26 protein-coding genes, 1 other RNA gene and 1 pseudogene are annotated in these 24,305 nt (G+C 69.8%); 10 read left to right on the top strand and 18 right to left on the bottom strand.

What is annotated here, in order from left to right:
• The first annotated feature begins 106 nt into the window (after window positions 1-106).
• From JN535_RS08830 to JN535_RS08790, 9 genes and pseudogenes are all read left to right on the top strand, one after another.
• Window positions 107-1,138 carry a hypothetical protein gene (locus tag JN535_RS08830; protein ID WP_205205114.1) on the top strand — a complete coding sequence of 344 codons (1,032 nt, stop codon included), beginning with the start codon at window positions 107-109 and terminating at the stop codon, window positions 1,136-1,138.
• A 77-nt stretch (window positions 1,139-1,215) separates the two neighbouring features.
• Window positions 1,216-2,328, top strand: coding sequence for a peptide chain release factor 2 (prfB, locus tag JN535_RS08825; RefSeq protein WP_205205112.1), 1,113 nt, complete (start codon window positions 1,216-1,218; stop codon window positions 2,326-2,328).
• A 162-nt stretch (window positions 2,329-2,490) separates the two neighbouring features.
• A pseudogene (ftsE, locus tag JN535_RS08820) lies at window positions 2,491-3,171 on the top strand (cell division ATP-binding protein FtsE); the annotation flags it as partial.
• A gap of 212 nt (window positions 3,172-3,383) precedes the next feature.
• Window positions 3,384-4,295, top strand: coding sequence for a permease-like cell division protein FtsX (gene ftsX, locus JN535_RS08815; RefSeq protein WP_205205109.1), 912 nt, complete (start codon window positions 3,384-3,386; stop codon window positions 4,293-4,295).
• A 1-nt stretch (window position 4,296) separates the two neighbouring features.
• Complete coding sequence (locus tag JN535_RS08810; RefSeq protein WP_205205107.1) at window positions 4,297-5,673, top strand: M23 family metallopeptidase; 1,377 nt, start codon at window positions 4,297-4,299, stop codon at window positions 5,671-5,673.
• Between the two features lie 204 nt (window positions 5,674-5,877).
• On the top strand, window positions 5,878-6,348 hold the full coding sequence (gene smpB, locus JN535_RS08805) for an SsrA-binding protein SmpB (RefSeq protein WP_047234045.1): 471 nt from the start codon (window positions 5,878-5,880) through the stop codon (window positions 6,346-6,348).
• Window positions 6,349-6,447: 99 nt separating this feature from the next.
• The gene (locus JN535_RS08800; protein ID WP_205205106.1) at window positions 6,448-6,861 is read left to right on the top strand and encodes a hypothetical protein; all 414 of its coding nucleotides are present in this window, start codon (window positions 6,448-6,450) and stop codon (window positions 6,859-6,861) included.
• Between the two features lie 136 nt (window positions 6,862-6,997).
• Window positions 6,998-7,364: a transfer-messenger RNA gene (gene ssrA / locus JN535_RS08795) on the top strand.
• Window positions 7,365-7,676: 312 nt separating this feature from the next.
• On the top strand, window positions 7,677-8,294 hold the full coding sequence (locus tag JN535_RS08790) for a hypothetical protein (protein ID WP_205205104.1): 618 nt from the start codon (window positions 7,677-7,679) through the stop codon (window positions 8,292-8,294).
• Between the two features lie 83 nt (window positions 8,295-8,377).
• Here JN535_RS08790 and JN535_RS08785 read toward each other — a convergent pair whose 3' ends face one another.
• The 10 genes from JN535_RS08785 to JN535_RS08740 all read right to left on the bottom strand — a co-directional run bounded on the left by JN535_RS08785 (window position 8,378) and on the right by JN535_RS08740 (window position 19,293).
• Window positions 8,378-8,698 carry a hypothetical protein gene (locus JN535_RS08785; RefSeq protein WP_205205102.1) on the bottom strand — a complete coding sequence of 107 codons (321 nt, stop codon included), beginning with the start codon at window positions 8,696-8,698 and terminating at the stop codon, window positions 8,378-8,380.
• Window positions 8,695-9,579 carry a peptidoglycan recognition protein family protein gene (locus tag JN535_RS08780; protein ID WP_205205101.1) on the bottom strand — a complete coding sequence of 295 codons (885 nt, stop codon included), beginning with the start codon at window positions 9,577-9,579 and terminating at the stop codon, window positions 8,695-8,697. Before JN535_RS08780 ends, JN535_RS08785 begins: the two co-directional genes overlap by 4 nt.
• 19 nt (window positions 9,580-9,598) lie before the next feature.
• Entirely contained in the window at window positions 9,599-9,856 is a 258-nt protein-coding gene (locus JN535_RS08775; protein ID WP_205205100.1) for a hypothetical protein, read from the bottom strand.
• A gap of 18 nt (window positions 9,857-9,874) precedes the next feature.
• Window positions 9,875-10,309, bottom strand: a complete 435-nt coding sequence (locus JN535_RS08770) for a hypothetical protein (protein WP_205205099.1) — start codon at window positions 10,307-10,309, stop codon at window positions 9,875-9,877.
• Between the two features lie 2 nt (window positions 10,310-10,311).
• Window positions 10,312-12,111, bottom strand: a complete 1,800-nt coding sequence (locus JN535_RS08765; RefSeq protein ID WP_205205098.1) for a NosD domain-containing protein — start codon at window positions 12,109-12,111, stop codon at window positions 10,312-10,314.
• Window positions 12,112-12,122: 11 nt separating this feature from the next.
• Window positions 12,123-13,037, bottom strand: a complete 915-nt coding sequence (locus JN535_RS08760; RefSeq protein ID WP_205205097.1) for a hypothetical protein — start codon at window positions 13,035-13,037, stop codon at window positions 12,123-12,125.
• Window positions 13,034-14,068 carry a hypothetical protein gene (locus tag JN535_RS08755; RefSeq protein ID WP_205205096.1) on the bottom strand — a complete coding sequence of 345 codons (1,035 nt, stop codon included), beginning with the start codon at window positions 14,066-14,068 and terminating at the stop codon, window positions 13,034-13,036. Before JN535_RS08755 ends, JN535_RS08760 begins: the two co-directional genes overlap by 4 nt.
• 9 nt (window positions 14,069-14,077) lie before the next feature.
• Window positions 14,078-15,100 carry a hypothetical protein gene (locus JN535_RS08750; RefSeq protein WP_205205095.1) on the bottom strand — a complete coding sequence of 341 codons (1,023 nt, stop codon included), beginning with the start codon at window positions 15,098-15,100 and terminating at the stop codon, window positions 14,078-14,080.
• Between the two features lie 207 nt (window positions 15,101-15,307).
• Entirely contained in the window at window positions 15,308-16,222 is a 915-nt protein-coding gene (locus JN535_RS08745; RefSeq protein WP_205205094.1) for a phage distal tail protein, read from the bottom strand.
• Window positions 16,219-19,293, bottom strand: coding sequence for a tape measure protein (locus tag JN535_RS08740; protein ID WP_205205093.1), 3,075 nt, complete (start codon window positions 19,291-19,293; stop codon window positions 16,219-16,221). The genes JN535_RS08745 and JN535_RS08740 overlap by 4 nt, the downstream gene beginning before the upstream one ends.
• A gap of 27 nt (window positions 19,294-19,320) precedes the next feature.
• Here JN535_RS08740 and JN535_RS08735 point away from each other — a divergent pair, with 27 nt between their 5' ends.
• Window positions 19,321-19,599, top strand: a complete 279-nt coding sequence (locus JN535_RS08735) for a hypothetical protein (protein WP_205205092.1) — start codon at window positions 19,321-19,323, stop codon at window positions 19,597-19,599.
• 138 nt (window positions 19,600-19,737) lie between these two features.
• Here JN535_RS08735 and JN535_RS08730 read toward each other — a convergent pair whose 3' ends face one another.
• The 8 genes from JN535_RS08730 to JN535_RS08695 all read right to left on the bottom strand — a co-directional run bounded on the left by JN535_RS08730 (window position 19,738) and on the right by JN535_RS08695 (window position 24,203).
• Entirely contained in the window at window positions 19,738-20,319 is a 582-nt protein-coding gene (locus JN535_RS08730; RefSeq protein WP_205205091.1) for a DUF7426 family protein, read from the bottom strand.
• 89 nt (window positions 20,320-20,408) lie between these two features.
• Window positions 20,409-20,906, bottom strand: coding sequence for a phage tail tube protein (locus JN535_RS08725; RefSeq protein ID WP_205205089.1), 498 nt, complete (start codon window positions 20,904-20,906; stop codon window positions 20,409-20,411).
• 72 nt (window positions 20,907-20,978) lie between these two features.
• The gene (locus JN535_RS08720) at window positions 20,979-21,395 is read right to left on the bottom strand and encodes a minor capsid protein (RefSeq protein WP_205205087.1); all 417 of its coding nucleotides are present in this window, start codon (window positions 21,393-21,395) and stop codon (window positions 20,979-20,981) included.
• Complete coding sequence (locus JN535_RS08715) at window positions 21,392-21,736, bottom strand: hypothetical protein (protein ID WP_205205085.1); 345 nt, start codon at window positions 21,734-21,736, stop codon at window positions 21,392-21,394. The genes JN535_RS08720 and JN535_RS08715 overlap by 4 nt, the downstream gene beginning before the upstream one ends.
• Before the next feature lie 13 nt (window positions 21,737-21,749).
• On the bottom strand, window positions 21,750-22,064 hold the full coding sequence (locus JN535_RS08710) for a hypothetical protein (RefSeq protein ID WP_205205083.1): 315 nt from the start codon (window positions 22,062-22,064) through the stop codon (window positions 21,750-21,752).
• Between the two features lie 4 nt (window positions 22,065-22,068).
• Window positions 22,069-22,479, bottom strand: coding sequence for a hypothetical protein (locus tag JN535_RS08705; protein ID WP_205205081.1), 411 nt, complete (start codon window positions 22,477-22,479; stop codon window positions 22,069-22,071).
• Window positions 22,480-22,547: 68 nt separating this feature from the next.
• A complete protein-coding gene (locus JN535_RS08700) occupies window positions 22,548-23,444 on the bottom strand; it encodes a hypothetical protein (RefSeq protein ID WP_205205079.1) in 897 nt (298 codons plus the stop codon).
• Between the two features lie 42 nt (window positions 23,445-23,486).
• Window positions 23,487-24,203, bottom strand: coding sequence for a hypothetical protein (locus tag JN535_RS08695; protein ID WP_205205077.1), 717 nt, complete (start codon window positions 24,201-24,203; stop codon window positions 23,487-23,489).
• Window positions 24,204-24,305 lie beyond the last annotated feature (102 nt).

Genomic DNA, 24,305 nt, shown 5'->3' with positions numbered 1-24,305 from the left:
CCGCCGCTCCCGAGCTCGTCGTCGTGCCCGCCGGCTCGTCCTTGCCGCGGCCACCCTCGTCGTTGCTCTCGCGCCCGCCACGGTGCTGGCAGCTCCGGCCTCCGGCGTGTCGTCCCCGGCGGTGCTGCACCTCGACACCGAGGACCGCATCACCTGGGGCGTCAAGCCCGCGAACGCGGACGGCCCGGACGGGCGCCGCGGCGTCGACCACGTCGCCGACCCGGGCGAGACGATCGAGGAGTACATCGCCGTCTCGAACTTCGGTGACGTCCCGGCGACCTTCGGCCTCAAGGCGGCGGACGGCTACCTCACGGCGAACGGGCGCTTCAACATGCTCCCGTCGGACCAGGAGTCCGTGGACGCCGGGACATGGGTCACCGTCCAGGAGACGGTCGACGTCGGCCCGGGCGAGACGGTCGTCGTCCCGTACACGATCACGGTCCCGGAGAACGCGACACCCGGTGACCACCCCGCCGGCATCGCGGCGTCGGTCACCAGCACGGGTGCCGGCGACGGAGGCACGAGCGTCGGCGTCGAGAGCCGCGTCGGCTTCCGCGTCACGACGCGCGTTACGGGCGAGGTCCAGCCCGTCCTCACGGTGGAGAACGTCAAGGCGTCGTACGCGCCCTCGTGGAACCCGTTCGCCGCGGGCGACCTGACCGTCTCGTACGACGTCGCGAACGACGGCAACGTCCGACTCGGTGCCGAGGGTGGCGTGGCGACGTCCGCACTCTTCGGTGCCGTGAGCGACGACGTCGCCGCGGAGCCGATCAGCGAGGTCCTTCCCGGCGGGTCGCTGCGGAGCAGGGTCGACGTGGACGCAGTCTGGCCGCTCGGCCCGGTCCGCACGACGGTCACGGTCACCCCGACGCCCGTGGCGGACGACCAGATCGAGACCCCCCTGGAGCCGGTCACGGTCACCGTGACGACCTGGGCCGTCCCGTGGCCGCAGCTCCTGCTGATCGCGATCGTCGTGGTCCTGATCATCGGCATCCGTGACGACCGCCGTCGTCGGCGCCAGCGTCTCGAGGCGATGCTCGCGAAGGCGCGGGACGAGGGCCGCCAGCAGGCGGCCGGGGGCGAGCCTGCGCCGTCGGGCACGGGTTCGCCCGCCGCGAAGGGCGAGCCGAAGGGCTGACCGCTGCCGCGCCGTCGGGCACGGCCTCCCCGCTCGACGGCGCGGAGCGCGCGCGGTGTCGCGTAACCTTGAACCTCGTGGCCACCATCGACTTTCCGACCGAGATCAAGGCGCTGCGCAGCACGCTCGAGACCATCGAGAGCGTGAGCGACCCGGAGGTGCTGCGCGCGAAGATCGCGGACCTCTCGGAGAAGGCGTCGGCCCCCGACCTGTGGGACGACCCGGACGCCGCGCAGAAGGTGACCTCGGCGCTCTCCGCGGCGCAGTCGGAGCTGGACCGGGTGAAGAAGCTCGGCCAGCGCATCGACGACGTCGAGACCCTCGTCGAGATGGGCCAGGAGATGGAGGACGAGGACACCCTCGTCGAGGCGGAGGCCGAGGTCGGGGCGATCCGCAAGGACCTCGACCAGCTCGAGGTCCGCACGCTCCTCGCGGGCGAGTACGACGCCCGTGAGGCCGTCGTGACGATCCGTGCGGGCGCGGGTGGCGTGGACGCGGCCGACTTCGCGGAGATGTTGCTGCGCATGTACCTGCGCTGGGCGGAGCGTCACGGCTACCCGACCGCGGTGCTCGACACGTCCTACGCCGAGGAGGCGGGGCTCAAGTCGGCCACGTTCGAGGTCAAGGCCCCGTACGCGTTCGGCCACCTGTCGGTCGAGGCGGGGACGCATCGCCTCGTGCGCATCTCGCCGTTCGACAACCAGGGCCGGCGCCAGACGTCGTTCGCGGCCGTCGAGGTCATCCCGCTCATCGAGCAGACGGACTCGATCGAGATCCCGGAGTCGGAGATCAAGGTCGACGTCTTCCGCTCCTCGGGCCCGGGTGGGCAGTCCGTCAACACGACCGACTCTGCGGTGCGCATGACGCACATCCCGACCGGCATCGTCGTGTCGATGCAGAACGAGAAGTCGCAGATCCAGAACCGCGCCGCCGCGCTGCGCGTCCTCCAGTCCCGCCTGCTGCTCGTGCGCCAGGAGGAGGAGAACGCGAAGAAGAAGGAGCTCGCGGGCGACATCAAGGCGAGCTGGGGCGACCAGATGCGCTCCTACGTGCTCCAGCCGTACCAGATGGTCAAGGACCTGCGCACCGAGCACGAGGTCGGCAACCCGTCCGCGGTGTTCGACGGGGACATCGACGACTTCATCGAGGCCGGGATCCGCTGGCGGCGCGGGGCGCAGCAGGAGTCCTGACCTTGCGCGTGCCCACCTGGGCTGTTGATCCGAGCAACGGATCGATGCACCCGGGCGCGGCGTGTCCGCCCGGCGGTGCCGGAGGCGCGTGCCTACCCTCGGGATCGTGCGACGAACCTCGTTCGTCCACGGATCGACCCCCGACCCGAGGAACGTGCCGCTGTGATCCGCTTCGAGAACGTCACCAAGGTCTACGCGCGCGGCGCGAGGCCGGCCGTCGACGACGTGTCGATGGAGGTTCGCCGCGGCGAGTTCGTCTTCCTCGTCGGTGCGTCGGGCTCCGGCAAGTCGACGTGCCTGCACCTCGTCCTGCGCGAGGAGCGCCCGACCAAGGGGAGGGTCTTCGTCGCCGGCCGCGACCTCGGGTCGCTGTCGAGCTGGAACGTCCCGAAGCTGCGGCGCCAGATCGGGGTGGTCTTCCAGGACTTCCGCCTGCTGCCCAACAAGACCGTGTTCGAGAACGTCGCGTTCGCGCTGCAGGTGATCGGCAAGCCGCGTCACACCATCGCGATCACGGTGCCCGAGACGCTCGAGATGGTGGGCCTCGCGGGCAAGGAGAAGCGCCGGCCGCACGAGCTCTCCGGCGGTGAGCAGCAGCGTGTCGCCATCGCGCGCGCCATGGTGAACCGGCCGCCGATCCTGCTCGCCGACGAGCCGACCGGGAACCTCGACCCGACGACGTCGCTCGGCATCATGCGCCTGCTCGACCGCATCAACCGCACCGGGACCACGGTCGTCATGGCGACGCACGACGAGGAGATCGTCAACCAGATGCGGCGCCGGGTCATCGAGCTCGACACCGGCACGCTCGTGCGCGACCAGGCGCACGGCGCGTACGGGGCACGGGGGCAGGTCATCCCCGACCCGGACCACAACGCGTCGGGTGCCGCGTCAGGCACCGGGCCCGGCGCGACGACCGAGTCGGCGCCCACGACGGCCGTCCCGCGCTCGCAGGCGGCCACGGCCCGGCCGGCCGCCGAGGAGGAGCCGGCCGAGCCGCCGTCGCGACGCTCGGTGCGTCGCCATGTCGAGGCGACGGCGGGGGAGTGATCGGCGTGCGACTCCAGTTCATCCTCGCGGAGCTCGGCCAGGGCCTGCGTCGCAACGTCTCGATGACCGTCTCGGTCGTGCTCGTGACCTTCGTGTCGCTGACGTTCGTCGGTGCGTCCATGCTCCTCCAGGCGCAGATCGGCAAGCTCAAGGACGACTGGTACGACAAGGTCGAGGTGTCCGTGTTCCTCTGCCCGACCGGCTCGCCGTCACCGACGTGCGCCGCCGGCGAGGCGACCCCGGACCAGATCGCCGCGCTCGAGGACGTGTTCGAGTCCGAGCTCGCCGACGAGATCCAGACCGTGTACTTCGAGTCCAAGGACGACGCGTTCGCGGCGTTCCAGGAGCGGTACCCGGACGGGTACCTCGGCACGCAGCTCACCGTCGACGACATGCAGGCGTCCTTCCGCCTCAAGCTCACGAACCCGGAGAACTACGAGGTCGTCAACGACGTCGTCACCGGGCGCCCGGGCGTCGAGGTCGTCGAGGACCAACGCCGCATCTTCGACTCGCTCTTCCTCGCGCTCAACCGCGCGTCGCTCCTCGCCGCCGGCCTCGCCGCGGTCATGCTCCTCGCCGCCGTGCTGCTCATCACGACGACGATCCGGCTGTCGGCGCTGAGCCGTCGTCGGGAGACCGGCATCATGCGGCTCGTCGGGGCGTCGAACCTGTTCATCCAGCTCCCGTTCCTCCTCGAGGGGGCGATCGCGGCCGTGCTGGGGGCACTCCTCGCCGTCGGCGGGCTGTGGGTGGGGGTGAAGTACCTCGTCACCGACTGGTTGTCGCAGTCCGTGACGTGGGTGGCCTACGTCGACGAGGCGGACGTGCTGCGCATCGCGCCCGTCCTCGTCGGCATCGCGTTCCTCCTGGCGGCCGTGTCCTCGGTCGTCACGCTCAACCGGCACACGAGGGTGTGAGATGACCCGGGACCTCCGCCGCGCGACCGCGGCCCTGATCGCCACGACGATGCTCCTCGTGGGGGGTGTCGCGTCGGCCTCCGCCGACGACATCGACGACCGCCGCGCAGCGGCCGAACGGCGGCAGTCCGAGATCCTCGGCGACCGCGAGCAGCTCCAGTCCGAGCTCGAGGACACGGACGCGGAGCTCGCTCAGGCGGTCGTCGACCTCCAGGCGATCGAGGCGCGCCTGCCCGTCGCCCAGGCCGAGCTGGACGCCGCCGAGGCAGAGGTCGAACGGACGCAGCGCGAGGCGGAGCTGCTCGCGCAGCGGCTCGAGGACGCGCTCGGCCAGGAGGCCGCGATCAGCGCCGAGATCGAGCGCGGCGCGAGCGAGGTCGCGGACGCGAAGTCCAGCATCGCGGAGATGGCGCGCCAGGCCTATCGCGGGCAGGGTGACGTGTCGAGCCTCGGCATCGTGACGGGTGCGCAGAGCACCGAGGAGTTCATCGAGGAGTTCGCGGTCTCGTCGACGGCGGCGCGCAGCCAGTCCCGCTCGCTCCAGGACCTGCTCGAGGCGGAGTCGGTCGCGCGCAACCGGGAGGCGCGCCTGCAGGCGGTGCGCGAGACGGTCGCGGACCTGAAGAAGCAGGCCGACGAGAACCTCGTCGCCGCCGAGGCCGCGCGCAAGGCCGCGGCTGACCGCAAGGCCGAGGTCGAGCAGCTCATCGTCGACCAGCAGGCGAAGAAGGCGACGATCGAGCAGCGCAAGGCCGCGGCCGAGGCGAAGGTCGCCGAGAACGAGGCCGCGCAGCAGTCGTTGCAGCAGGAGATCAAGGGGATCATCGCCGAGCAGGCGGAGCGCGACCGCAAGGCCGCCGAGGAGGAGGCACGGCGCCAGCAGCAGCAGTCGTCCGGGGGCGGCGGGTCCTCGGGCGGCGGCGGTGGCGGTGGCGGGGGCGGCGGCTCCTCGTCGGGTGGCGACCGGGGCAGCATCTCGAGCTTCCTGTCGTTCCCGACCGCGGTGCCGCACGTGACCTCGAGCTACGGGATGCGGCTGCACCCGATCCTCGGGTACTACCGCATGCACGCCGGGACCGACCTGCGCGCCTACTGCGGGACCCCGATCATGGCCTCCGGGCCCGGAACGGTGGTCCATGCCCAGTGGCGCAACGGCTTCGGCAACCAGGTGCTGATCAACCACGGCACGGTCGGCGGCAAGAACCTCATGACGAGCTACAACCACCTCACCCGCTTCGCAGTCTCGTCCGGGCAGTCGGTCAACCGGGGCGACGTCATCGGTTACTCCGGCAACACGGGGCTTTCGGGGGCGTGCCACCTCCACTTCGAGGTGTACGTCAACGGGTCCACCATCGACCCGATGTCGGTCCTGGGCTGACCCGGCGTCCGCCGAGCCCGGCCGTGTCGCGCGCCGCGACCCGACCCGCGGCGTCCGGCCGCGGGGGATAATCGGTACCGGGCGTCGTCGGGCACCCGTACGCTGGTGCGCCGGCACGACGGCGGCACCTGGCTCCGAGCGGCGCGGGACCGGAGGTCCGGCGCCGCGGGCGACGACACGACAGCGAAGGACGGTAGGACACGGATGGCGAAGGACACCGGCCGCAAGGTCGTCGCCAGCAACCGCAAGGCACGCCACGACTACGTGATCGAGGACGTGTACGAGGCGGGGATCGTCCTGTCGGGCACGGAGGTCAAGGCGCTGCGGATGGGGCGGGCCTCGCTCGTCGACGGCTACGTCGCCGTCGACCGGGGCGAGGCCTGGCTCGAGAACGTCCACATCCCCGAGTACACCGAGGGGACGTGGAACAACCACGCGCCGCGTCGCAAGCGCAAGCTGCTCCTGCACAAGGAGGAGATCCTGCGCCTCGAGTCCAAGACGCGCGAGAAGGGCCACACGATCGTGCCCCTCGCGCTGTACTTCCTCGACGGCCGGGCCAAGGTCGAGATCGCGCTCGCCCGCGGCAAGAAGGAGTACGACAAGCGGCAGGCGCTGCGCGAGAAGCAGGACAACCGCGAGGCGCAGCGCGCGATGCGCCAGCGCGAGCTGCGCTGACCCCGGCGCCTCCGTGGCGACGACGGCCCACCCGCTGGTGACGTCGTCGCCCTAGACGTACGGTCGAGGGCGAGACGACGACCGCGAACAGGAGGCCCCATGGTCAAGCTCCGTCAGTACATCCCGCGCCTCGCGGTGGGTGCCTACATCCTCAACTCCGGCCTGAACAAGCGCGGCGCGGACGAGGCGACCGCGCAGGGCATCCACGGCATGGCGGCGGGGACCTACTCGTTCCTCGGGGACGTCGAGCCGAAGCAGTTCACCAAGGCGCTCTCGACCACGGAGATCGCGCTCGGCGCGGCGCTCGTGGCTCCGTTCGTGCCGACCGGGCTCGTGGCCGTGGGCCTGGGCGTCTTCTCGGCCGGGCTCGTGGGCATGTACCTGAAGACCCCGGGCATGACCCGCGAGGACGGCGTGCGTCCGACCGAGCAGGGCACAGGGCTCGCCAAGGACGTGTTCCTCCTCGGGATCGCGGGCGGTCTGCTCGTGGACGCCCTGAGCCGCAAGAAGTAGTCGCCGATGCCGCCCAGGGCGGCGTCCGGAGAGCGCGGAAATATCGGTGCGGCACCCGGTGTTCATCACGTAGGCTTGTCCTGCTGAACGAGGACCGGGTCCGCCCGGGAGTCGCGCAGTGGTTGACAACTCCACAGGGGGTGATCGGTTTCGACGGTGGTCGTGCTTCGAGGAGAAGCGGGCCGAGGATGCAGGCTTATCTCGTTAACGATGTCTGCAAACCACAGGTGCCGATAACAAGCGCACCGACTTCGCCCTCGCCGCCTGAGCGAGCCCCGAAGTCCGTCAGCCCGAGCTAGCTCTCGACTCGGATCCTGGCGTCATCTAGAGAGCCACTGCTCGTAGCCCTCGTCATCGGGGCTGCGGGGACTTTTAGATGACTGAGCCCGTCCGCGCCTTGTCTGCGTGAGTGCGGGGGCCGAGAAAAACGACAGCAGACTGCGCCCGGAGAAGTCCTCGATCGGCGTCACCGGACCGGGGTTCGATTCCCCGCACCTCCACTGGTATCGCTGCAGGTGGGGCCAGGTTTCTGGCCCCACCTGGATACTACGTCAACCACCCCTGTCAACAGCACCCTTTCGGGGACGCGAGTACACCTTGAGCCCGCCTGGTCGAGATGCCCCAGGCGGGCTTTCGCGCGCCCCGGAAAGGAGCGGAATTGGGGCCGTGGTGGCGACCCTGTCCGGGTAAGGCCAGGAAGAACCGGGAACTGGCGGCCTGGCGAGGTCCGCTGGATGCGTTGCAAGTGCCAGTGAGTGCCTCGTACAGTTCCACTCATGTACCCTGGTGCTCGAGCCGCAACACGGGCTCTGCTCGTGGTGGTCGTGGTGCTGGTTGGGATCACATGGCGCGCTGACCCGATCGGCGACTCAACCGCCATGCCGACCGCTGCGGTTGCAGACACGCATGATCCGGTCGAGAAGGTCCATCCTCCAGCGCCCTGCGCTCATCCGGGTCCTCACGACCCGGTGCAGGGCATCGCGTGGGACGAGATCGCCCGCCTACACTCCATCAATCTTCCGGTGTGCGACGTCATCTGGTCGTTCGGCTCGTTGCCTGACAGCCTCTGGGGCGTCACCTACGCGGATGTAGGGGACGAGCTTGGGCGTCCACTGGTCGTGATCGAGCCCAGTCCGGCGGCTTACGGGGATGGGCTAGAGCAGGACGTACGCACGACCGTCCGACACGAGTTCGGGCACGCCCTGACCGGCATGCTCGGACTCGACGACACGACGTTGCGTGCGATGTTCGATGCCGAACTGGGCGGAGTGCACTTGGGCGAGCACACGGAGCACGGGTCCGAGGCCGCGGCAGAAGCGATCGCCGAAGCTCTCACGCCGAAAGGCGAGGAGCGCACCTGGTTCTACGACAGGCACGTCGATCAGGCGTCCGTCATGTCCGCTCAAGACCTCCTGGCGTCGTTCGTCGACTGATCGACCCCAGAACGCACGAAAGCGCCTCCCTCGCGTGCCGCGAGAGAGGCGCTGTCCTGTGCGGTGTGACCGCTGGTCGACGGCTAGTGCTTGCGAGTGTAGGTCGGATCGGTCGTGGGGAGAGCCGGGGTCGAGGACAGGCCGAGGTGACGCAGCCAGGCATCGACGGCCGGGATCGCCATGATCCGGGCCAGGGCCGCGGAGACAGCGGCAAGGACCGCAGCCGCGGCGACGACCCACGCGAGCCACGCCTCGGGTAGGTAGCCGCCGAGCTCCTCATGCAGGATCGCCGCTACGAGCGGGGCGACGATCCCAAGCACGAGCACGACGGAAACGACGTTCTGCACCGCGGTGCGCCAGGACGCGCGGCCGGGGTACTCCTGCTGTGTGGGGGTGGTGGTCACGAGATCTCCCGGTTGTCGAAGGTGAGGGTGCCGGTCAGGCCGGCGAACGCCTTGTCCGCTGCCGCGGTGATCGCGGCGGCGATCGTGTCGGGGTCGGTCCCGGGCAGGGCCTGGACCGCGTTGGTGATCGCGGTCTGGGTGAAGCCCGCGAGCTGGTCGCGCACGTAGCCGAGGTTCTTCACGATCTCGGCGCCGTCACCTACGTCGAGTACGCGCGGGTGCTTCTCGCGGCCGTTCTCCTTGCCTGGCAGCGCGCCGAGCACGCGGTCCGCGGCCCGCAGCAGGCGGGCCTTCTCTTCGTCGGTCATGTTCGCCATGAAGTCCTCCTGATCGGTGGGGCCGGCCAGAGCCGGCAGGATCTCGTCGTGGATCTGGTCGATGACCGAGTCCGTGGGGCACGTCTTGCCGCGGGCTGCGGACGTCTTGACCCCGAGGGGAGACCGCTGGAGGCGCCCGCCCATGCGGCCAGCGGGGAAGTTCCCATCGACGCCGAGCCGGTGCCACCCGATCCCCGCGTCCGATGACGTCGCGGCCACGCGCAGCGGGACGCCGTCGTGCTTGTGTGCCTCGCGGGCGAGGCGGATCGCGGCGGCGACCTGCGCGGCGGTCAGCGGGCCGTCCTTGCCGACGAACTCGACGGAAATCGTGTGGGTCGCGCCGTAGTCCGCGGCGGACCGGCACGCGGTGTCTGCGATCTGGACGGTGCGGCCGTCTCGGAACACGACGAAGTGAGCACCGGCCTGGCCGTTGCGCCACGTTGCGATCGTGCGGGGGTCGCCCTCGCCGGCGGTGATGTGAAACGTGAGCTGGCTCTTGCGGGTGTGCGAGAGCCGGTTCATCCATGTGACGGGCGCCCACTCGGCGCATGCGTAACGGGACACGAGGTCCTCCTTAGTTGCGTCAGTAGTTCGGGAACGGCGGGATGTCGTCGTCGCTGGCGCCCTCCCGCAGGCCGAGCCGGAACAGGAGCCGTCGCAGGGCGTGGGCGTACTCCTCGAGCACGCGGCGGGCCTTGGCCTCGCGGTCGCGTTCGGCCCATGCGTCGCGTTCCTCTGCCTGGCGTCCCTTTCGCCATGCCGCGACGTTGTCGATGAGTTGCTTCAAGATGCCGCCGATGCCTAGGGCCGCGACGAGCGAGATGATCTGTCCGGTATCCACACCGGCCCCCTCCCGGTGTCAGGCCTCAATGACGGCTGGTTCCTCCGGCCTGTAGGGGCGGCGCCGGATCCGTACCCACCGGACCAACTGCATGACCAGGACGGCGAAGATTGGCCACGCCTGGAGCAGGCGGTTCCCGTCTGGGGACTGGACGTGAAGAGCGATGACGATCCCGAGGTACAAGGCCATGGCGAGGGCGATCGAAGTCACGGCGGTGCGTTCGAGCCAGTAGATGCCAGGTAGTGCGGCAGCCGTGCCGATCGCGCACCCAACCGTCAGTAAGAGGGACAGCACGGTCATGGCTGCGGCCCCGATCTCGCCCTCGATGGACGACGGGGGAACGATGGTGGCGTAGAGGCCAGCAAGGACGCCGGAGGCGTAGATCACGAAGTACGCGACGGAGACTGCCTTGGGTTCATGAACCTTCGACCACAGATCTCGCAGTATGCCCATGGTCAGGTCCCCGTGGCGTTCGATCCGGCCGGGACGACGACGTTCGTCGACCCGGAGGTGGTGACGCCGGGGTTCGTGAACGCGCCGACGATGGTGTTGCCGGTCGCGACGACGTTGTTCGCCCCGTTGGAGATGTAGATCCCGCGGGTGACGGTCCCGGTCGAGGTCACGACGTTGCCGGTGATCGTCGCGACGGACGCCGACGTCGTGTAGTAGATGCCGTAGCTGGACCCGGCGAGCGCCTGGGCGGCGTTGCCGGAGATCGTTGCCCGGTTGCACGCGTTGAACCACAGCGGGTCCTTCACCGCGGTGAGGGTGTTGCCGGTGCAGGTGAGGTCGTCCACGGCGGTGCAGCGGATCCCGCCGCCGTCGGTCGCGGTCGTGGTGGAGTCCGCGACGACGTTGCCCGTGATCGTGATCTGGGAGGCGTCGCGCACCCAGATACCCTTGGACGCGTACCGGGTCGAGTTCCCGGTGACCCGGACCCGGGTGGCGTAGCGCACGTGCACGGGGTAGGACGCGGGGGCGGTGGCGACCCCGGACCCGGCGGTGGGGAACGCGTTGTCCGCGATGATGACGTTGTCCGCGCGCGGGAACCCGGCACGCTGGTCGCCCTGGACCTGCACGATCGCGTTGACCGCGTCGACGCCGGCGTTCGTCCACCCGGTGAACGTGTTGCGGGTGATGCGCGTGTTGAGGGGGACGAGCGGGTTCGCGGACTCCGGCGCGGCCGGAGGGTTCGGGTTTTGCACCTGGTCCATGGGGAGCAGGTACGCGCCCCGGTACAGGTTGATCGCGAGCCCGGCCTGCCCGCCGCTGTTTTCGAAGACGTTGCCGTCGATGTCGAGCCCGTCGACGCCGACGGCGAAGTGCAGTGCGCCGGCGTAGGCGGATGTGAGGTCGCCCTGCCAGCCGCGCACGAGGTTGTTCGTGAACCGGTAGCCGCTGGGCCGCGACCCCTCGACACCGGTGTGCGTGCCCATCGGGTTCGGCGCGTAGTAGGACGTGCCGCCGACGACCTTCGGCAGGAAGCTGCACCCGTCGACGGTGACGTTGATGGTCGCCAGGCCGTCGCACCCGGCCGGATCGTCCGCGATCGTGAAGCCACGTGCTTGGGAGAAGTCGGTCTGGATCGCCTCGGTGAAGATGCGCGAGCCGTCCACGCCGAGGAAGGTGCACCGGGAGAACGTCACGGTGTCGCAACCCATGAGGTCGAACGCGTGCCCGCCGCCGATGAGCTCGTCGACGACGACGTCGCGCACGACGACGTCGCGGCAGTGGTGGAGCTGGGCGACGCACCCGGTCTGCGCGGCGGCGTAGGACCCGACCGCGCGGAACCGCTCGAGCACGACCCGCGACGGGCCGGCGCCGTACCCCTGCGCGGACCCGGACGCGCCCTGGAAGATCACGCCGGAGGACACCGCGCCGCGCTTGGACAGGACCGTGGTGTCCCCGTCGCCGCGGACCGTGATGTCGTCGGCGAGCTGCACGACCCCGGACAGGTAGTACGTGCCCGACGGGACGTACACGACCCCGCCGCCAGCAGCCGCTGCGGCGTTCACCGTGTCCTGGAACGCGTTCGTGCAGTCGGTGGCCCCGTTCGCGACCGCGCCGTAGGCCAGGACGTTGAACGTGCCGCCGGTGATCGCGACGGCGAGGTTGATCGGCTCGACGAGCGCGCCGGACACGATCGCCTCGTCGATGCCGTCGGCGACGACGGCGGGTGCGTCGGCGAGCTGGAGCAGCTCGTTGAGGTTCGCTGCGGACAGGGGCGTGACCCCGTCGACCCAGATGAATCCCACGTCGCCCCCTCTCAGACCGGGAACGAGGCCGAGATCGAGCCCGCGCCCGTCCCGGCCTGGTTCACCACGACGTCGCCCTCGGCCGTGACCTGGCATCCGACGCCCTGCACCCGCGACCCGGGCCGGTGCCCGGCCGCGAGCTGGCAGATCGCCTGCCCCTGCGTCCACGCGGTCGCGCGCTGGAACGCGCCGTTGACGTAGCAGACGCCGCCGACGACCCGGGACCGGATCGACTGCCACCCCGACCCGTTGTAGGCGGTGTAGCCGTTGCCGTAGGTGACGGGCAGCACCCACCCGGTGTCGCGCCACAGCACCCGCCACGTGCCGGCCACGCGCACGTACAGCACGTCGTCGACCCAGGCGGCGTCCCCGTCGCGCGCGGACGCGTCCGCGTCCCGTGCGCCCGTGCTCGGGTACCGGCCCAGCCCACCGCGCCCGACCACGCGGCGCGCGACCTGCTGGATCGACGCCCCGGCCGTGGACACGTCGTCCGAGGAGAGCAGGCACTCGGCGAGGACCGTCGCCCCGGCGGGGACCGCGGTGTACGGCTTGGTGGGGGTGCCAGCGGCCGTGCCGGACGTGACCCCGGCCAGGGCCTCGGAGTCCGTGTCCCCGCCGTCGACGTCGTGGTGCAGCACCCACACCAGGTCGTACCGTGCACCGGACGCCGGCGCCGGGTCGCACACCACCGACAGGGCCGCGTCGTTCCCGGTGATGATGACGCCGTCGCCTGCGCCGCGCACCACCGTCGCCACGCCGGCGCCGACCTGGTAGGCCCACCCGTCCGTCCCTGCGACCGTCATCCCGGTCAGGACACCGCCCACGTCCGAGGGCGTGACGAGCCCGGCGAGCGCGTTTCGCGCCTCGACCGGGCTCGTGCCTCGGGTGTCGTCCTTGCGGACGAACAGACCGCGCTGCATCGTCATGGGGTCTCCTCAGGGAGTCGTGCGCGCAGCTCGCCGAGCTCGCGCGTGAGGGAGTCGATCTGGTCCTGCTGGCGGCGGATCACCGCGAGCAGCGCCGCGGAGAACCGGTCGTAGCTGAGCGCGTCCGGGTTGCCGTCGGCGTCGTACACGACGAGGTCGGTGAGGCCGGCGTCGTGGACTTCCTCGGCGATGAACCCGACGTACCGGTTCGTGGTGTCGGGGTCGCGTTCGACCTCGCCGCGATCGCGCCACGTGCGAGGGCGCAGCGCCAGGACGGCGTCGGGGTCGGCGTTGTAGTCCTCGAGGTCCTGCTTGTACTTGAGGGCGGAGGAGACGCGCAGGACGATACCGTCAGCGTCGAGCGCGACGTTGGCTGCGGCCGAGGCGTTCGTCCACGGCACGCGCAGGCGGCCCGTCTCGGAGTAGATCCCGATCTCGCCGGCGCACGTGAGTCGCATCGGTGCGTCACCACCGGTGCCAGTGGCCTGCGCTGCTCGGATCCACCAGCGTTGTGTGCGGCCCCACACGTCGTCGAGCGGCAGGTTCGGCGAGCCGAACTCGACCGTGCGCGCGCCGTCTACCTCCCGCTTGGCCTTGAAGATGTCGGCCCCACCTTCGGCTCCGGACGACTGGACGAGCAGTCCGTGACCGAACGGGGCCCCGGTCGCGGCGTCCCGGATCGGGCCGAGGACCGCGGACGTGGACCCGTCGGCGTACTTCCCGCGCAGGTAGCCCCCGTCGCGGACCTCGAGCCCGCCACCGTCCTGGACGACGACGTCGCCGCCGTCACCGATCGTCAGGTCGCCGCCGCCGTCGATCGCGAACCCGCCACCGTCACGCACGGTGACGGAGCCACCGTCTTTGACGACGAGACCGCCGGAGGAGATCGCCGCGGACTGCAGGGTGCGCGACCGCTCGGACTCGTCCTGGCGGCGCTTCACGCCTCGGATCTGGGCCGCTACGGCGTCGAGCCCGGCGCGCGGGGTCGGGTACTGCGAGGACGCCGCCGGGGGCGTGTACGCGTCAGCCACGTTCCCTCCTCACCTGTACTCGGGGGTCGGGGCGCACGTGATGTCCACCCAGTCGTCCAGGCCCCCGGAGATCTCGAGGATCCGGGTCCGGTAGTGCCCCTCGGGGAGCAGACCCCGCAGATACGGGTGCCCGCCCGGGACGTAGACGCGCGCCCAGTCGCCGGGCTGGTACTGCCCCAGCAGCGGGTACACGTCGCGGCGCGCGGAGAACTTCCACGTCATCCACGGGCGGGAGGACTGCGCGAGGTTGGCCTCGCCCCAGGACCGCAACGTCGCCCGCTCCGACACGGACGACCGGGACTCGGCCTGCTCGAGGAGCGGGAAGCCGGCGTCCGTCAGCTCGGACGACGCGACGAGCTCGATCGGCATCTCGACCTCGACCCCGTCACCGGCCATCCACCAGCGCGACGCGAGCCCGGTCGCGTCCCGGGAGATCGACAAGCCCGTCGTCGACCCGCGCGCCGCCGAGGTGTCCCACGACCAGTCCGCGCCCGACTGCGTCAGCAGCGGGTCACCGGTGACCATGCGCCACCGGATCCCGAGACGGTCCGCCGCGAGGTAGGGGCGGAACGCGATGTCCGGGCCGCCCATCACGCCCATGAGTTCCTCGAGGCGCTGCCCGAGGTTCGCGAGCTCGAACCCCGAGTAGGTCCGCTCAGCCTCGCCAGGAACGTCCGCCGGCAGGTCGAGCGGGAGAGACCCGCCAACGTGCGCGATCGCCGTCTGCACGAGCCGCTTCGCGATCGTCGCAAGGGACAGGCCCGACCACGACAGGGACGACCCCGCCGGGTCCTCACCCGCGGCCAGGACCTTCATCACGATGCGGTGGTCCCACAGCGACCACAGACCGGCCGAGCGGAGCGTGAGGCGGCGCGTGTCGTCGTCGTAGTCGTGCGACCAGATCGGGCCGGCCTCGAGCACCTGGTCGCCCTCGACGACCGCGAGGAAGCACCGCGCCGGGTCCAGCGACGCGAGCGCGTCCGTGCGGTACTGCGTGTCCGGGGACGACGTGATCGTGGGGTACGTCGGCACTAGCCCGGGGTCAGGCACTAGTGCGAGTGCCGGAAACAGCCCGCTCATTGCCAAGCGCGCCTTGCGGTACTCGGCGATCTCGAGCGGAACGGTCACCTCAATCGTGCCCGCCGCCCGATGCTTGATTGACCACGTTGACTGTGCGACCGGCACCGACGCCAGGCGTTTGCCCGTACGAAGTTCGCCGCAGATGATCTCGACCACGCCTCACCACCACGCTGACGACGAGACGACGGACAGGCGCGCACCGGTCGACGCGCCAACGGGAAGGAACTGCACCTCGAGCTCATCTCCTGGTGGCACCGCGAACCACTCACGTCGCGTGAACAGGCCTGACCGGTCGGCCGCGCCGTTCAGCAGGGCAGTGCCGTGAGCAGCGTCGATGGTGAGTAGGTCGCCCGGGAACAGGCGCCCCTCCCAACGGATGCGCCGACCCTGACCGACGGCGACGATCTCGAACCCGTCGAGCGCGGGCCCCTCGACGTTGAACACCGGGTACGACTCCGCAGTGCCGTCGTTCGCCAGGCGTACACGCCCGGTCTCTCCCCGCTCCCCAAACTCGAGGCATCCCGTGTCCTCAACGCCGTCGGTGAACAGGTCGAACTCCAGGCCACCGACCAGCTCGGGAAACCACGCGTATCCCACCTGCTGAGGACCATGTCCAACCGCGTCGGGTGCGTAGAACTGGGTCGAGATGACGGCGAGACCGATGTCGTAGGCCGGGTCAGTGACGATCTCGTGCCTCGACACCCGCACATCCCAGCGGATGGGTCCGCGGCCCGGGACGTTCACCCAAACCTCAAACAGGTCCAGGGTAGGGACCATCACGCGCCGGAACGCCGTAACAGCGTCCTCGTACGTTGCGCCGTACAGCCAACGCGCTTCGCGCAGAACCCGGAACCCGAAGGTCAGAACGCGGCCGTCAGCCCAGAACGGGGCATCGAAGTCACCATGCGCGTTTGGTCGGCCAACCGTGTTCGCGCGAAACGAGGGGAGTTCTTCGATACCTTGGCGCATGGTCCACCCGTACGGGGTTCCGGGGCCGACCATGAGCCCATTGATCGTGGCCTGCCACGGCTGCGTGAACTCAGGCGCAGCCGAGAGAGCGCCCACCTCAGTCATGCGCGCAGCCTCCACGCGAGTTCCTCTCCAACAGCGCGACCGACCCGTCGCTCATCTCCCGTGGTGGTCACCTGCACGTCGACGTTGGTGACATTCCCTTGCGGCGTAACGGTCACAACCTCAGGCGTGGTGATGCCACCGTTCGCGTAGGGCTGTACAGCAGTGGGGAACGCGCCGAGCCGGCGACCGGCCTCCTCCCAGATCCGCAGATTCCGGTTACGCATATCCGGCTTGCCGGAGATATACGCCTCCCAGATCGTGGAGTCCTCAGCCCACAGGACGTTCGCTCCGCCACGCTGGATCTGCGGAACCCGTGCGACCGCGGCCCCAGCACCGGTCAACCCACCGTCAGCGAACGCCTTGAGCCGGTTCCCGCGCTCCGACAACGACCCGTCTTCCGAGATACGGGAGTTGTACCCGAACCCGTTGACCTGCTCACCACGCGCGTTCATCTGCATCGTGAACGAGAACGTCTTGCCGTTGAGGTCCGTGACCTTCTGGACGATCTGCGAGACCACGTCATAGGCGTTCCCCGTGATCGACACCTGGGTCACTACCGAGGACGGGATCAGCCCGTACTCGTCCGCCAGGCGGTTCGCTTCCTCCCGCGTCTTACCCATCGAGACCTGCTGGTCGATGAACGACTGCCGTGCAGCCATCACCGTCGTGATGAGGTCCTGGTTCGACGCGTTGTTCTTCCGCATCGCGTCGATCTGGGAGTTGTGCGCCGAGACGTTCGACAGGATCGCGGACTCCGCGTTCCTGGTCGCTTCCTCGGACGCCTTGACCGCGGCGGCCTTCTCTTCCTCGGTCGCGTTCGCGTCCTGCGTGATCCGGTTCGCTTCCTCCTGCGCCGCGCGGGCCGCGTCGATCGCCTCGGTGGCGCGCACCTGCGCGTCCTGCGCCCGAAGCGTCGCCTCAGCCGCAGACAGGTTCAGCTCACCGTTCTCACGGATCGCGTCGTTGTACAGGTCCATCGCCGGCGTGGCCCGCTCCGTCTCGCTGGTGAGGCCAGCCGTGGCCTCCTCCATCTGACGAGCACTGTCCGCAGCGTCCTCGTACGCCGAGCGCTGCTGGGACGACTTGACGATGATCTGCTGGATCGCCGTCTCGTGCTCCGGGTACTGCGCCTTCATCGCCTCAAGACCTTCGATGTACGAATCGAAGTCGGCGCGCGACCCGGCAATCTTCGCTGACGCGTCAGAGAGAGAGATCCCGAGGTGCTCCATCGCGTCTGCAGCCGAGTCAAAGTCCGTGGAGAGCTTCTGCCACCAGCCCCAGTCGTCACCGTTCACCAGGGCAGCAGCCGCCACTTTCGCGGTCGCGACCTCGGCTTCCTCGCCCACGAGCTTCACGGCGTCTGCGTAGGTCTCCGCCCGGGCCTTCGCCTCCGCAGACTTCGCAGCGAACACGCCCAGAGCGCTCGAAAGGGCGGCGATCGCGATACCCACCGGGTTCGTCAGGAACGTCGCCTTGAGCGCCGTGCCCAGGGTGGTCACGCCGACGCGCGCGGTCATCATCGCGGTGTTCATGACACCGGCCTGCTGGCCGGTCGCCTCAAGCACCGCGCGGGACGCGTTCACCGTGTCGCGCATCGCCCCGAACGCTGTGCCCACGCCCTCGACGATCGGCGCGATGTTCACGTCCTTGAACGCCATGAACGCTGCGACGGCAGCGAGGACCGGTGTCGGGATGTTCGCGATGACGCTCGCGACGTCACCGACAACCTCGGCCACAGGGACGAGCGCCTCAAGGGTCGTGATGAGCGCAGGCGACAGGCCGGACGCCAGCGCGACGACAACCTCCGCCACAGGAACGGCCAGATCACCGATCGCCGGTGCAAGGACCCGGATGAGCTCCATAGCAACGTCGGCGGTGACCTCGCCGAGCTCCGACAGGATCGGCAGGACGGGCTCGAGGGCGCGCAGGAAGTCCTGCCCGACCCCGCGCAGTTCCGGAGACGTGGCGACCAGGGCCGCGATCCCGGCGACGACCGGGTTGAGAGCAAGCCCCAGGCGCCCCAGGCCAAGGCTGTTCCCGCCCAGTGCGAGCAGCCCGGCCGACACGCCAGCGATGAGGGGCGCGTACTCGACGAGGGTGTCGATCTGCGCGTTGACCTGGGAGATGTCCCACCCGTTGATGGCGGACTTCACCTGGTCCAGCGCAGGCGTGATGGCGTCGAACGCGGGCGTGAGGCGCTGCACGAGGACATCGACCAGCGGGTCGACCTTCGTCTGCAGGGCACGCAGCGCGTCCGCAACCTTGTTCGCCCACTCGACCGCACGGCCGCCGCCATTCGGGTCGATGAACGGGGCCGCGATGATCGAACCGATATCGCGGGTGGCGCCCTTGATCCGGTCGACCGCACCGTCGTACTGCAGCTTGATCGCATCCGTCGCGCCACCGAAGCGCTCCATCAGCCCGGTGACGAGCGGGTCCCAGATCTGATCGACAGGGATACCGCCAGGCTTGGACGCGAGCTCACGGATCTCCGCGCCCGTCTTGCCCATCTCGGCGCCCACGATCCCGGCGGCGTCGATGCCGTACTGGCCGAGCTGGTTCAGCGTCTCACCGGTGAGCTTGCCCTGGCCCTGCATCTGCGCGAGGGCGTAGGTGACCTGCTCGACCTGCTCGTTGCTTCCACCGACCGCGGCCACGGCGTTCTGGACAGCGTCCAGGATCGGGATGACCTTCCCGGCCTCGACCCCGAACCCGAGGAGCTGCTGCTGCGCCTGGATGAAGACCTGCTTCGCGAACGGGCTGTTCTTCGCGAAGTCGTCGAGCTTGTCCATCTGCGCGTTCGCGGCCTCAGCCGACCCGAGCAGGGTCGACAGGGCAGCACGCGAGGACTGCTGCAGCCGGTTGTAGTCCGCACCGATCTTGAAGACGTGCGCACCCAGTGCCGTGGCACCGGCCGTGACCGCTGTGAACGCGGTCGCGATCGTCTTCGTACCGGTGGACACGATGGTCCCGAGCGCCTGGAACTTCTGCCCCGACTGGTCGACCTGCCGGTCGAACTGCGTCCCGTCGGCCCGGATGTAGGCGACGAGCTCCCCGACGGTCAGGGCCATGTCACCCCCAGGTGAGACGATGTGGTGATGGGCAGGGAGATCAAGACGGTGAAGATCCCCGTCGGGAAGCCGGGCAAGCAGCAGCGCGTGCTCGAGAAGGAAGCACGCGACGGCTGGCGGCTGGTCGAGATCGTGAAGGGGCCCGTGCTCAGGTCATGGGACGTAGCGCACTTGGAGCGGTTCACGCCCGACGCGGCGCCAGTGGGCGCAGGCGCGCCGCATGTGCACGAGTGGGAGACGACGTCCGCGGCGGGTGTTGAGGTGCTGGTCTGCTCGTGTGGGCGGACGGTCAGCCGCGGCGCTTAGGGTCCGGTGGGCGAAGGGCTCGCGCGAGGCGCGATGCCGTGGAGGACAGCAGGCCCCACACCATGTCGCGGAACTCCAACCAGCCCAGGGCCGGATCTGCGACGCTGACGCCGTAGACCTCACGGAAGTCCGGGACGATCAGTCCCCAGTGTTCGAGGACTTCCCGCCACCCGACGCGGGGCCCGTCGTCTTGCTGGCGCGGCTTGAGGTGCGCTGGCGGGTTGTAGTCCGCGTAGAGCGGGATCCCGTCGACCCAGTCGATCGGTTCCCCGACGCCGTACCGCGCCCACTCGTCGAGGCTTTTGGGGCCGTCTCTCCGGCCTCCGCACCGTGCTGGGCGGCGAGTATCCGGTCTGCCGTCTCCTCGCCCAGCGTCCAGTAGTACAGGGCGTAGAGGGCGAACGTGTCGATGTGCGGGGCGGGGACCCCAGCGTCGACCATCTCCTGGTACGCGGTCCCCAGGGACAGGACGCCGAGGTCGGTCGACCCGATCGCTTCCAGGGTCGCCTGCGTGTCCTCGGGCAGTTCACGCCCCAGCGCGCCACCTCGACCGCAGGTCGGGCAGACCTCGAGCGTCTCGAGGTACACGTGCACGCCGGCGGCGTTGATCGCGGCGAGCTTGATCCCGACGTCCTTCGACGGCGGCGGGACGGAGAACGTTCGGTCCTGCCACGGGATCTCGAGGTTCGGTGTGAGGTAGGCGGTGAGGTCCTTGAGCACGGGTGATCCTCCGGGTCGTGCGTGGCCGGGTGACCGGGTTGGTATCGGGTGGGGTGACGTACCCGGCAGCCGTCACCCCACCCGAGTCATCAGGAGCCGGAACCCGTGTACGGGTTCGGGATCTCGCGGCGCTTCCCGCGGCCGGTCAGGGTCACGGACCAGCCGCCGATCTGGTCGTTGCCGGTGTTCTGCCGGTTGAACTGGACGGTCGCCTCGCCCTCGTACGCCTCGGTCGGGTTCGGGGTCCCCTTGGCGGGCTTGTCGTACCAGCGGAACTGGCCGGTCGCGCCCTCACCGACCGCGTTCGGGCCGGCGAGCTCGCGCAGCTTCTCGACCTCGGGCAGGAACTTCCCGTCCGGCATGCGCTGCTGCTGGACCGTGAACGCGAGGGTCCACGACTCGGAGAGCTTGACCTGGTTCGGGGCGCCGAGGTCGTCGTAGGTCGCGGCGTCCTGCGAGACGGGGGTGACCTGGGGGTCGACGGCGGAGATGAACCGGATGGGCGTCCAGACGGGCGTCTCGACGGTGCCGGTGTTGATGTCGACGCCGTACTCGTAGGAAAAGCCGAACTCGGTGGTGACGGACATGATGCCTCCACGGCAGGTGGGGTTGTGGTGGGTGAGTGCGCACCACCGGGGGGCACGCGGAGAGGGGCCCGGCTAGCGGGCGGTGATGATGCGGTAGTTGTCGACGCGTTCGTGGCGCCGGTTCCCGTCGGGACCGATCGGGGCGAAGTTGTGCCGGTGCGCGCGCTGCACGAACACCCCTTCCGGCCACTGCGTGTGGTGGCACTCGAGGGCGTCGTGCGCGTCGTCCGCCAGTTCGTCCACCTCGTCGGGTATCCCGGGGGCGCGGGTGCGGACCTGCACGGACCACGCCTGGGTCACGGACCTCGGGTCCGGGTCTTCGTCGACGTTGTAGACGGTGACGGAAATGACCCGGTCGGGGTTCGGCGGGACCTGCTTGAGCGTGATGGCGGTCTGGCCGGCGGTGAAGACCCCGTCCGGGTTCCACGTCCCAACGCCAGCGGCGGCGAGCTGCTGGGCGACGGCCCGGCCGACCTGCTTGGCCCTCACGTGAGGCCCTGCTCGATCGCGCGGGCGATGATCTGCGCCTGCTTCTCTCGCGTGTTCGTCACGGGGTCTTCGAGGTACTTCGCCTTGCGGCCCCGGTCGTGACGGAAGTCGAGCCGTTCGTGCTGGATCACGGCGTACGCCGTGTCGAAGGACACCGCGGCGGTCTCCATCTCGGCGTCGACGCTCGCCGCGCCGGAACGGGAGAGGACCGCTTCCTCGATCGGCACTTCCTTGCGCGCCTCACCGAGCACGAATTCGGCCGCCTGCCCGAGACCGCGGGCCGTGCTGGCCTTGCGTGCCTGCTTCGCCTGGCCGCCGAACCACTCGATCTGAACGGTCACGAGGCGGCCCCCCTTACTTGAGGTGCAGGACGTAGTGCTCGGGAGCGGGAGGGGTCTCCAGCCAGTCGAAGGCGAGGACCTCAGCGGTACGCCCGTGGGGGAGCGTGACGAGTGACCCGACGGGGACGGGCCCGTGCTCGGGGCGCACCCAGACGACCGCGGAGGAAACGACCTCGGCGCCGTCCTTGTCCCTGACAAGGTGGGTCTTGTCCTCGACCCGGCAGCGGGGGATCGTGCGCTCGTCGGCGTACACGGGCCCGTAGGTTCCGTCGCCGGTCTTGTCGCGGCACGTGACGGTGTGCGGGGTGAGGATCCCGGGCAGCTTCACGGCGTCACCACGCGGACGGGGCCTGGTTGGTCAGCCCCGCGTTCTGCAGGATCTGCACTGCCTCGGGGGACAGGCGCGACTCGGCCGCGGACGTGTTCGCCGCCGATCCGGTACCGCCTCCCGACCCGGAGAACGACCCGAGACTCAGGGAGTTGAACCGGCCCGCGACACCGGATGTGTCGCCGGTCTCGTCAAACCAGGCTGCCTGCGCGCATGTCGCGTCACGGAACGCGTCCGCGACGTCAAGGTCGGTCGGGTAGCCGTCCTCGTCCACGTCGTACACCGCGGTGACTGTGAGGCCGTCGATGACGATGGAGGCACGGATGAGCAGGGACCGTGCTGCCTTCTCATCGAGCGCGAGCTCCCACGGCTCAGCAGCGAGGTCGGACGGGGTGGCGTAGACCCGCTGGGCCACGGTGCCTCCTACTGGTGCATGGGTGCGCCCCGCCCCATGGTCACAGGGCGGGGCGCACCGTCAGCGGGTCAGGAACCCGACGAGGTCGAGAGCGTGACCTGCGCGGTGGCGACGCCCTCGGGGCGGAAGATCTTCGCGCCGTAGACGTTGAGACCACGGACGATGTCGCGGAACCGGTTCTGGTCGCGCAGCGCCTCGGTCTCGAGGATCTGGTCGGCGTAGGTGAGGGCGCCCGGCACGCCGGCGCAGATCGTGGCGGCGCCACCCGAGGTCGGGAGGTTGTTCGACACGAGGACCTCGAAGCCGGTCGAGCGCCCGACCTGACCGTTGAGCAGCGGGACGGTCGAGCCCGAAGCCGACAGGTCCGTGTACCGCTTGTCCATGAGGAGCGCGGACACGAAGCCCGGGTTGACCACGACGTAGCGGCCCTCGAGCGGAACCGACTGCGCATCCAGCTTCTCGCGCAGGCGCACGAGCACCTGGTAGGCCGAGAGCTGACCGGTCGGGACGTCACCCGGCTCGCCGTCGAACACGGTGACCGCGCCGAGGCGATTCGCCGCGATCGGACCACCGTCACCCACGGACTTCGTGAAGTGCGAAGCGATGAACTTGTCCGCGGCGTCACGCAGGCCGATGCCAGCGCGCGCGATCGCGGGCTGCTCGAAGTCGCCCGCTGCCTGGACCTTGTCGACGTCGTTCACGCCGAACGCGAAGTACTTGCCCTGGTCGATGACGAGCGAGATTCGGCCGTCGTTGAGGTCCTCGACAGTGATGTCGGTCGTCTTGTCGTAGTCGCGCACGGTCGGGTCGTCGATCGTGGTGACGTGGACCGTGTCGCCCTGCTGCCGGATCGTGCCCTCGTAGTCGCGGTTCGCGACCTGGGGCTGACCGAAGACGAGGGCCTTCTCGTAGGGGACCTGGACCGCAGCGGACCAGAGCTCGGGGACGAAGTTGGTGATAGCCATGGCGGCTTCCTTTGGGAGTGAGAGCGGGCGGCGGGAAGCGGGTTACTTGCCGCCGAGGAGGTCGCGAGTGCGCCCTTCCTTCGCGGCCTTGAGCCGTTCGGCAGGGGTCATCGCTGCGAGCTGCTCACGGGTCAGCTGCCCCTTCGAGGGGTCTGCGTTCCCGGCGGACAGGTCGCTGCCCGCCTTGGTCGCCGCCTGGACGACTCGGAGCTTGGGGTTGGTCTCCACCGTGGTCTTGATGGCGTCCTCCACCTGGGAGGCGAAGTCATCGGCGGTGGGGTCGAGGCCCTTCACTCGGTTGAGGAAGGACCGGGAGTCGAGGAGTGCGTCGGCGTCGGCCTGGTGCTTGCTGGCGACGCGGAACACGGCGAGCTCGACCTGTGCGGCGCGGGCCGCGTTGCGCTCGGCCTCGATCTGCTTGGTCAGCTCGGCGGGGTCGGCGGGCTCGTCGTCCTTGATGAGACCGAGCGTCTTGCCGATGTTCTTGGTGAGGTCCGCGATCGCGGTGTCCGCCGCGGTCTTCGCGGCGGTGCGGTACTTTGCGGCCTCGGCGCGGAGGCCCTTGACGTAGTCCTCGTCGAACGTCTTCGGCTCGTCGCCGGTGGGCTCGGGGGCCGGGTCGGCGGGCGCCTCGGATGCGGGGTCTGCGGGCGGGTCCTCCGCCGGGGCGTCGGGGATGTTGTCGACGGGACCGGCGCCGGTGGGGTCACCCGCGGCGGGGTCGTCGATGAACATGAGTCGGGCAAGACGGCGCTTCATGGACCGGCCTCCTGGGCTGGGGTCTGGGGGTTTCGGCCGCTCCTGGCGGCATGAAAAAACCCCCGACACCAGGGGCGCAGGGGGTGAAGGGTGGAACCGTCT

The sequence above is a fragment of the Cellulosimicrobium cellulans genome (assembly GCF_016921195.1).
In the GTDB taxonomy this organism is placed as follows: domain Bacteria; phylum Actinomycetota; class Actinomycetes; order Actinomycetales; family Cellulomonadaceae; genus Cellulosimicrobium; species Cellulosimicrobium cellulans_F.
Note: the sequence above shows the minus strand (reverse complement) of the source record. Positions and strands in the feature narration are given on the sequence as shown.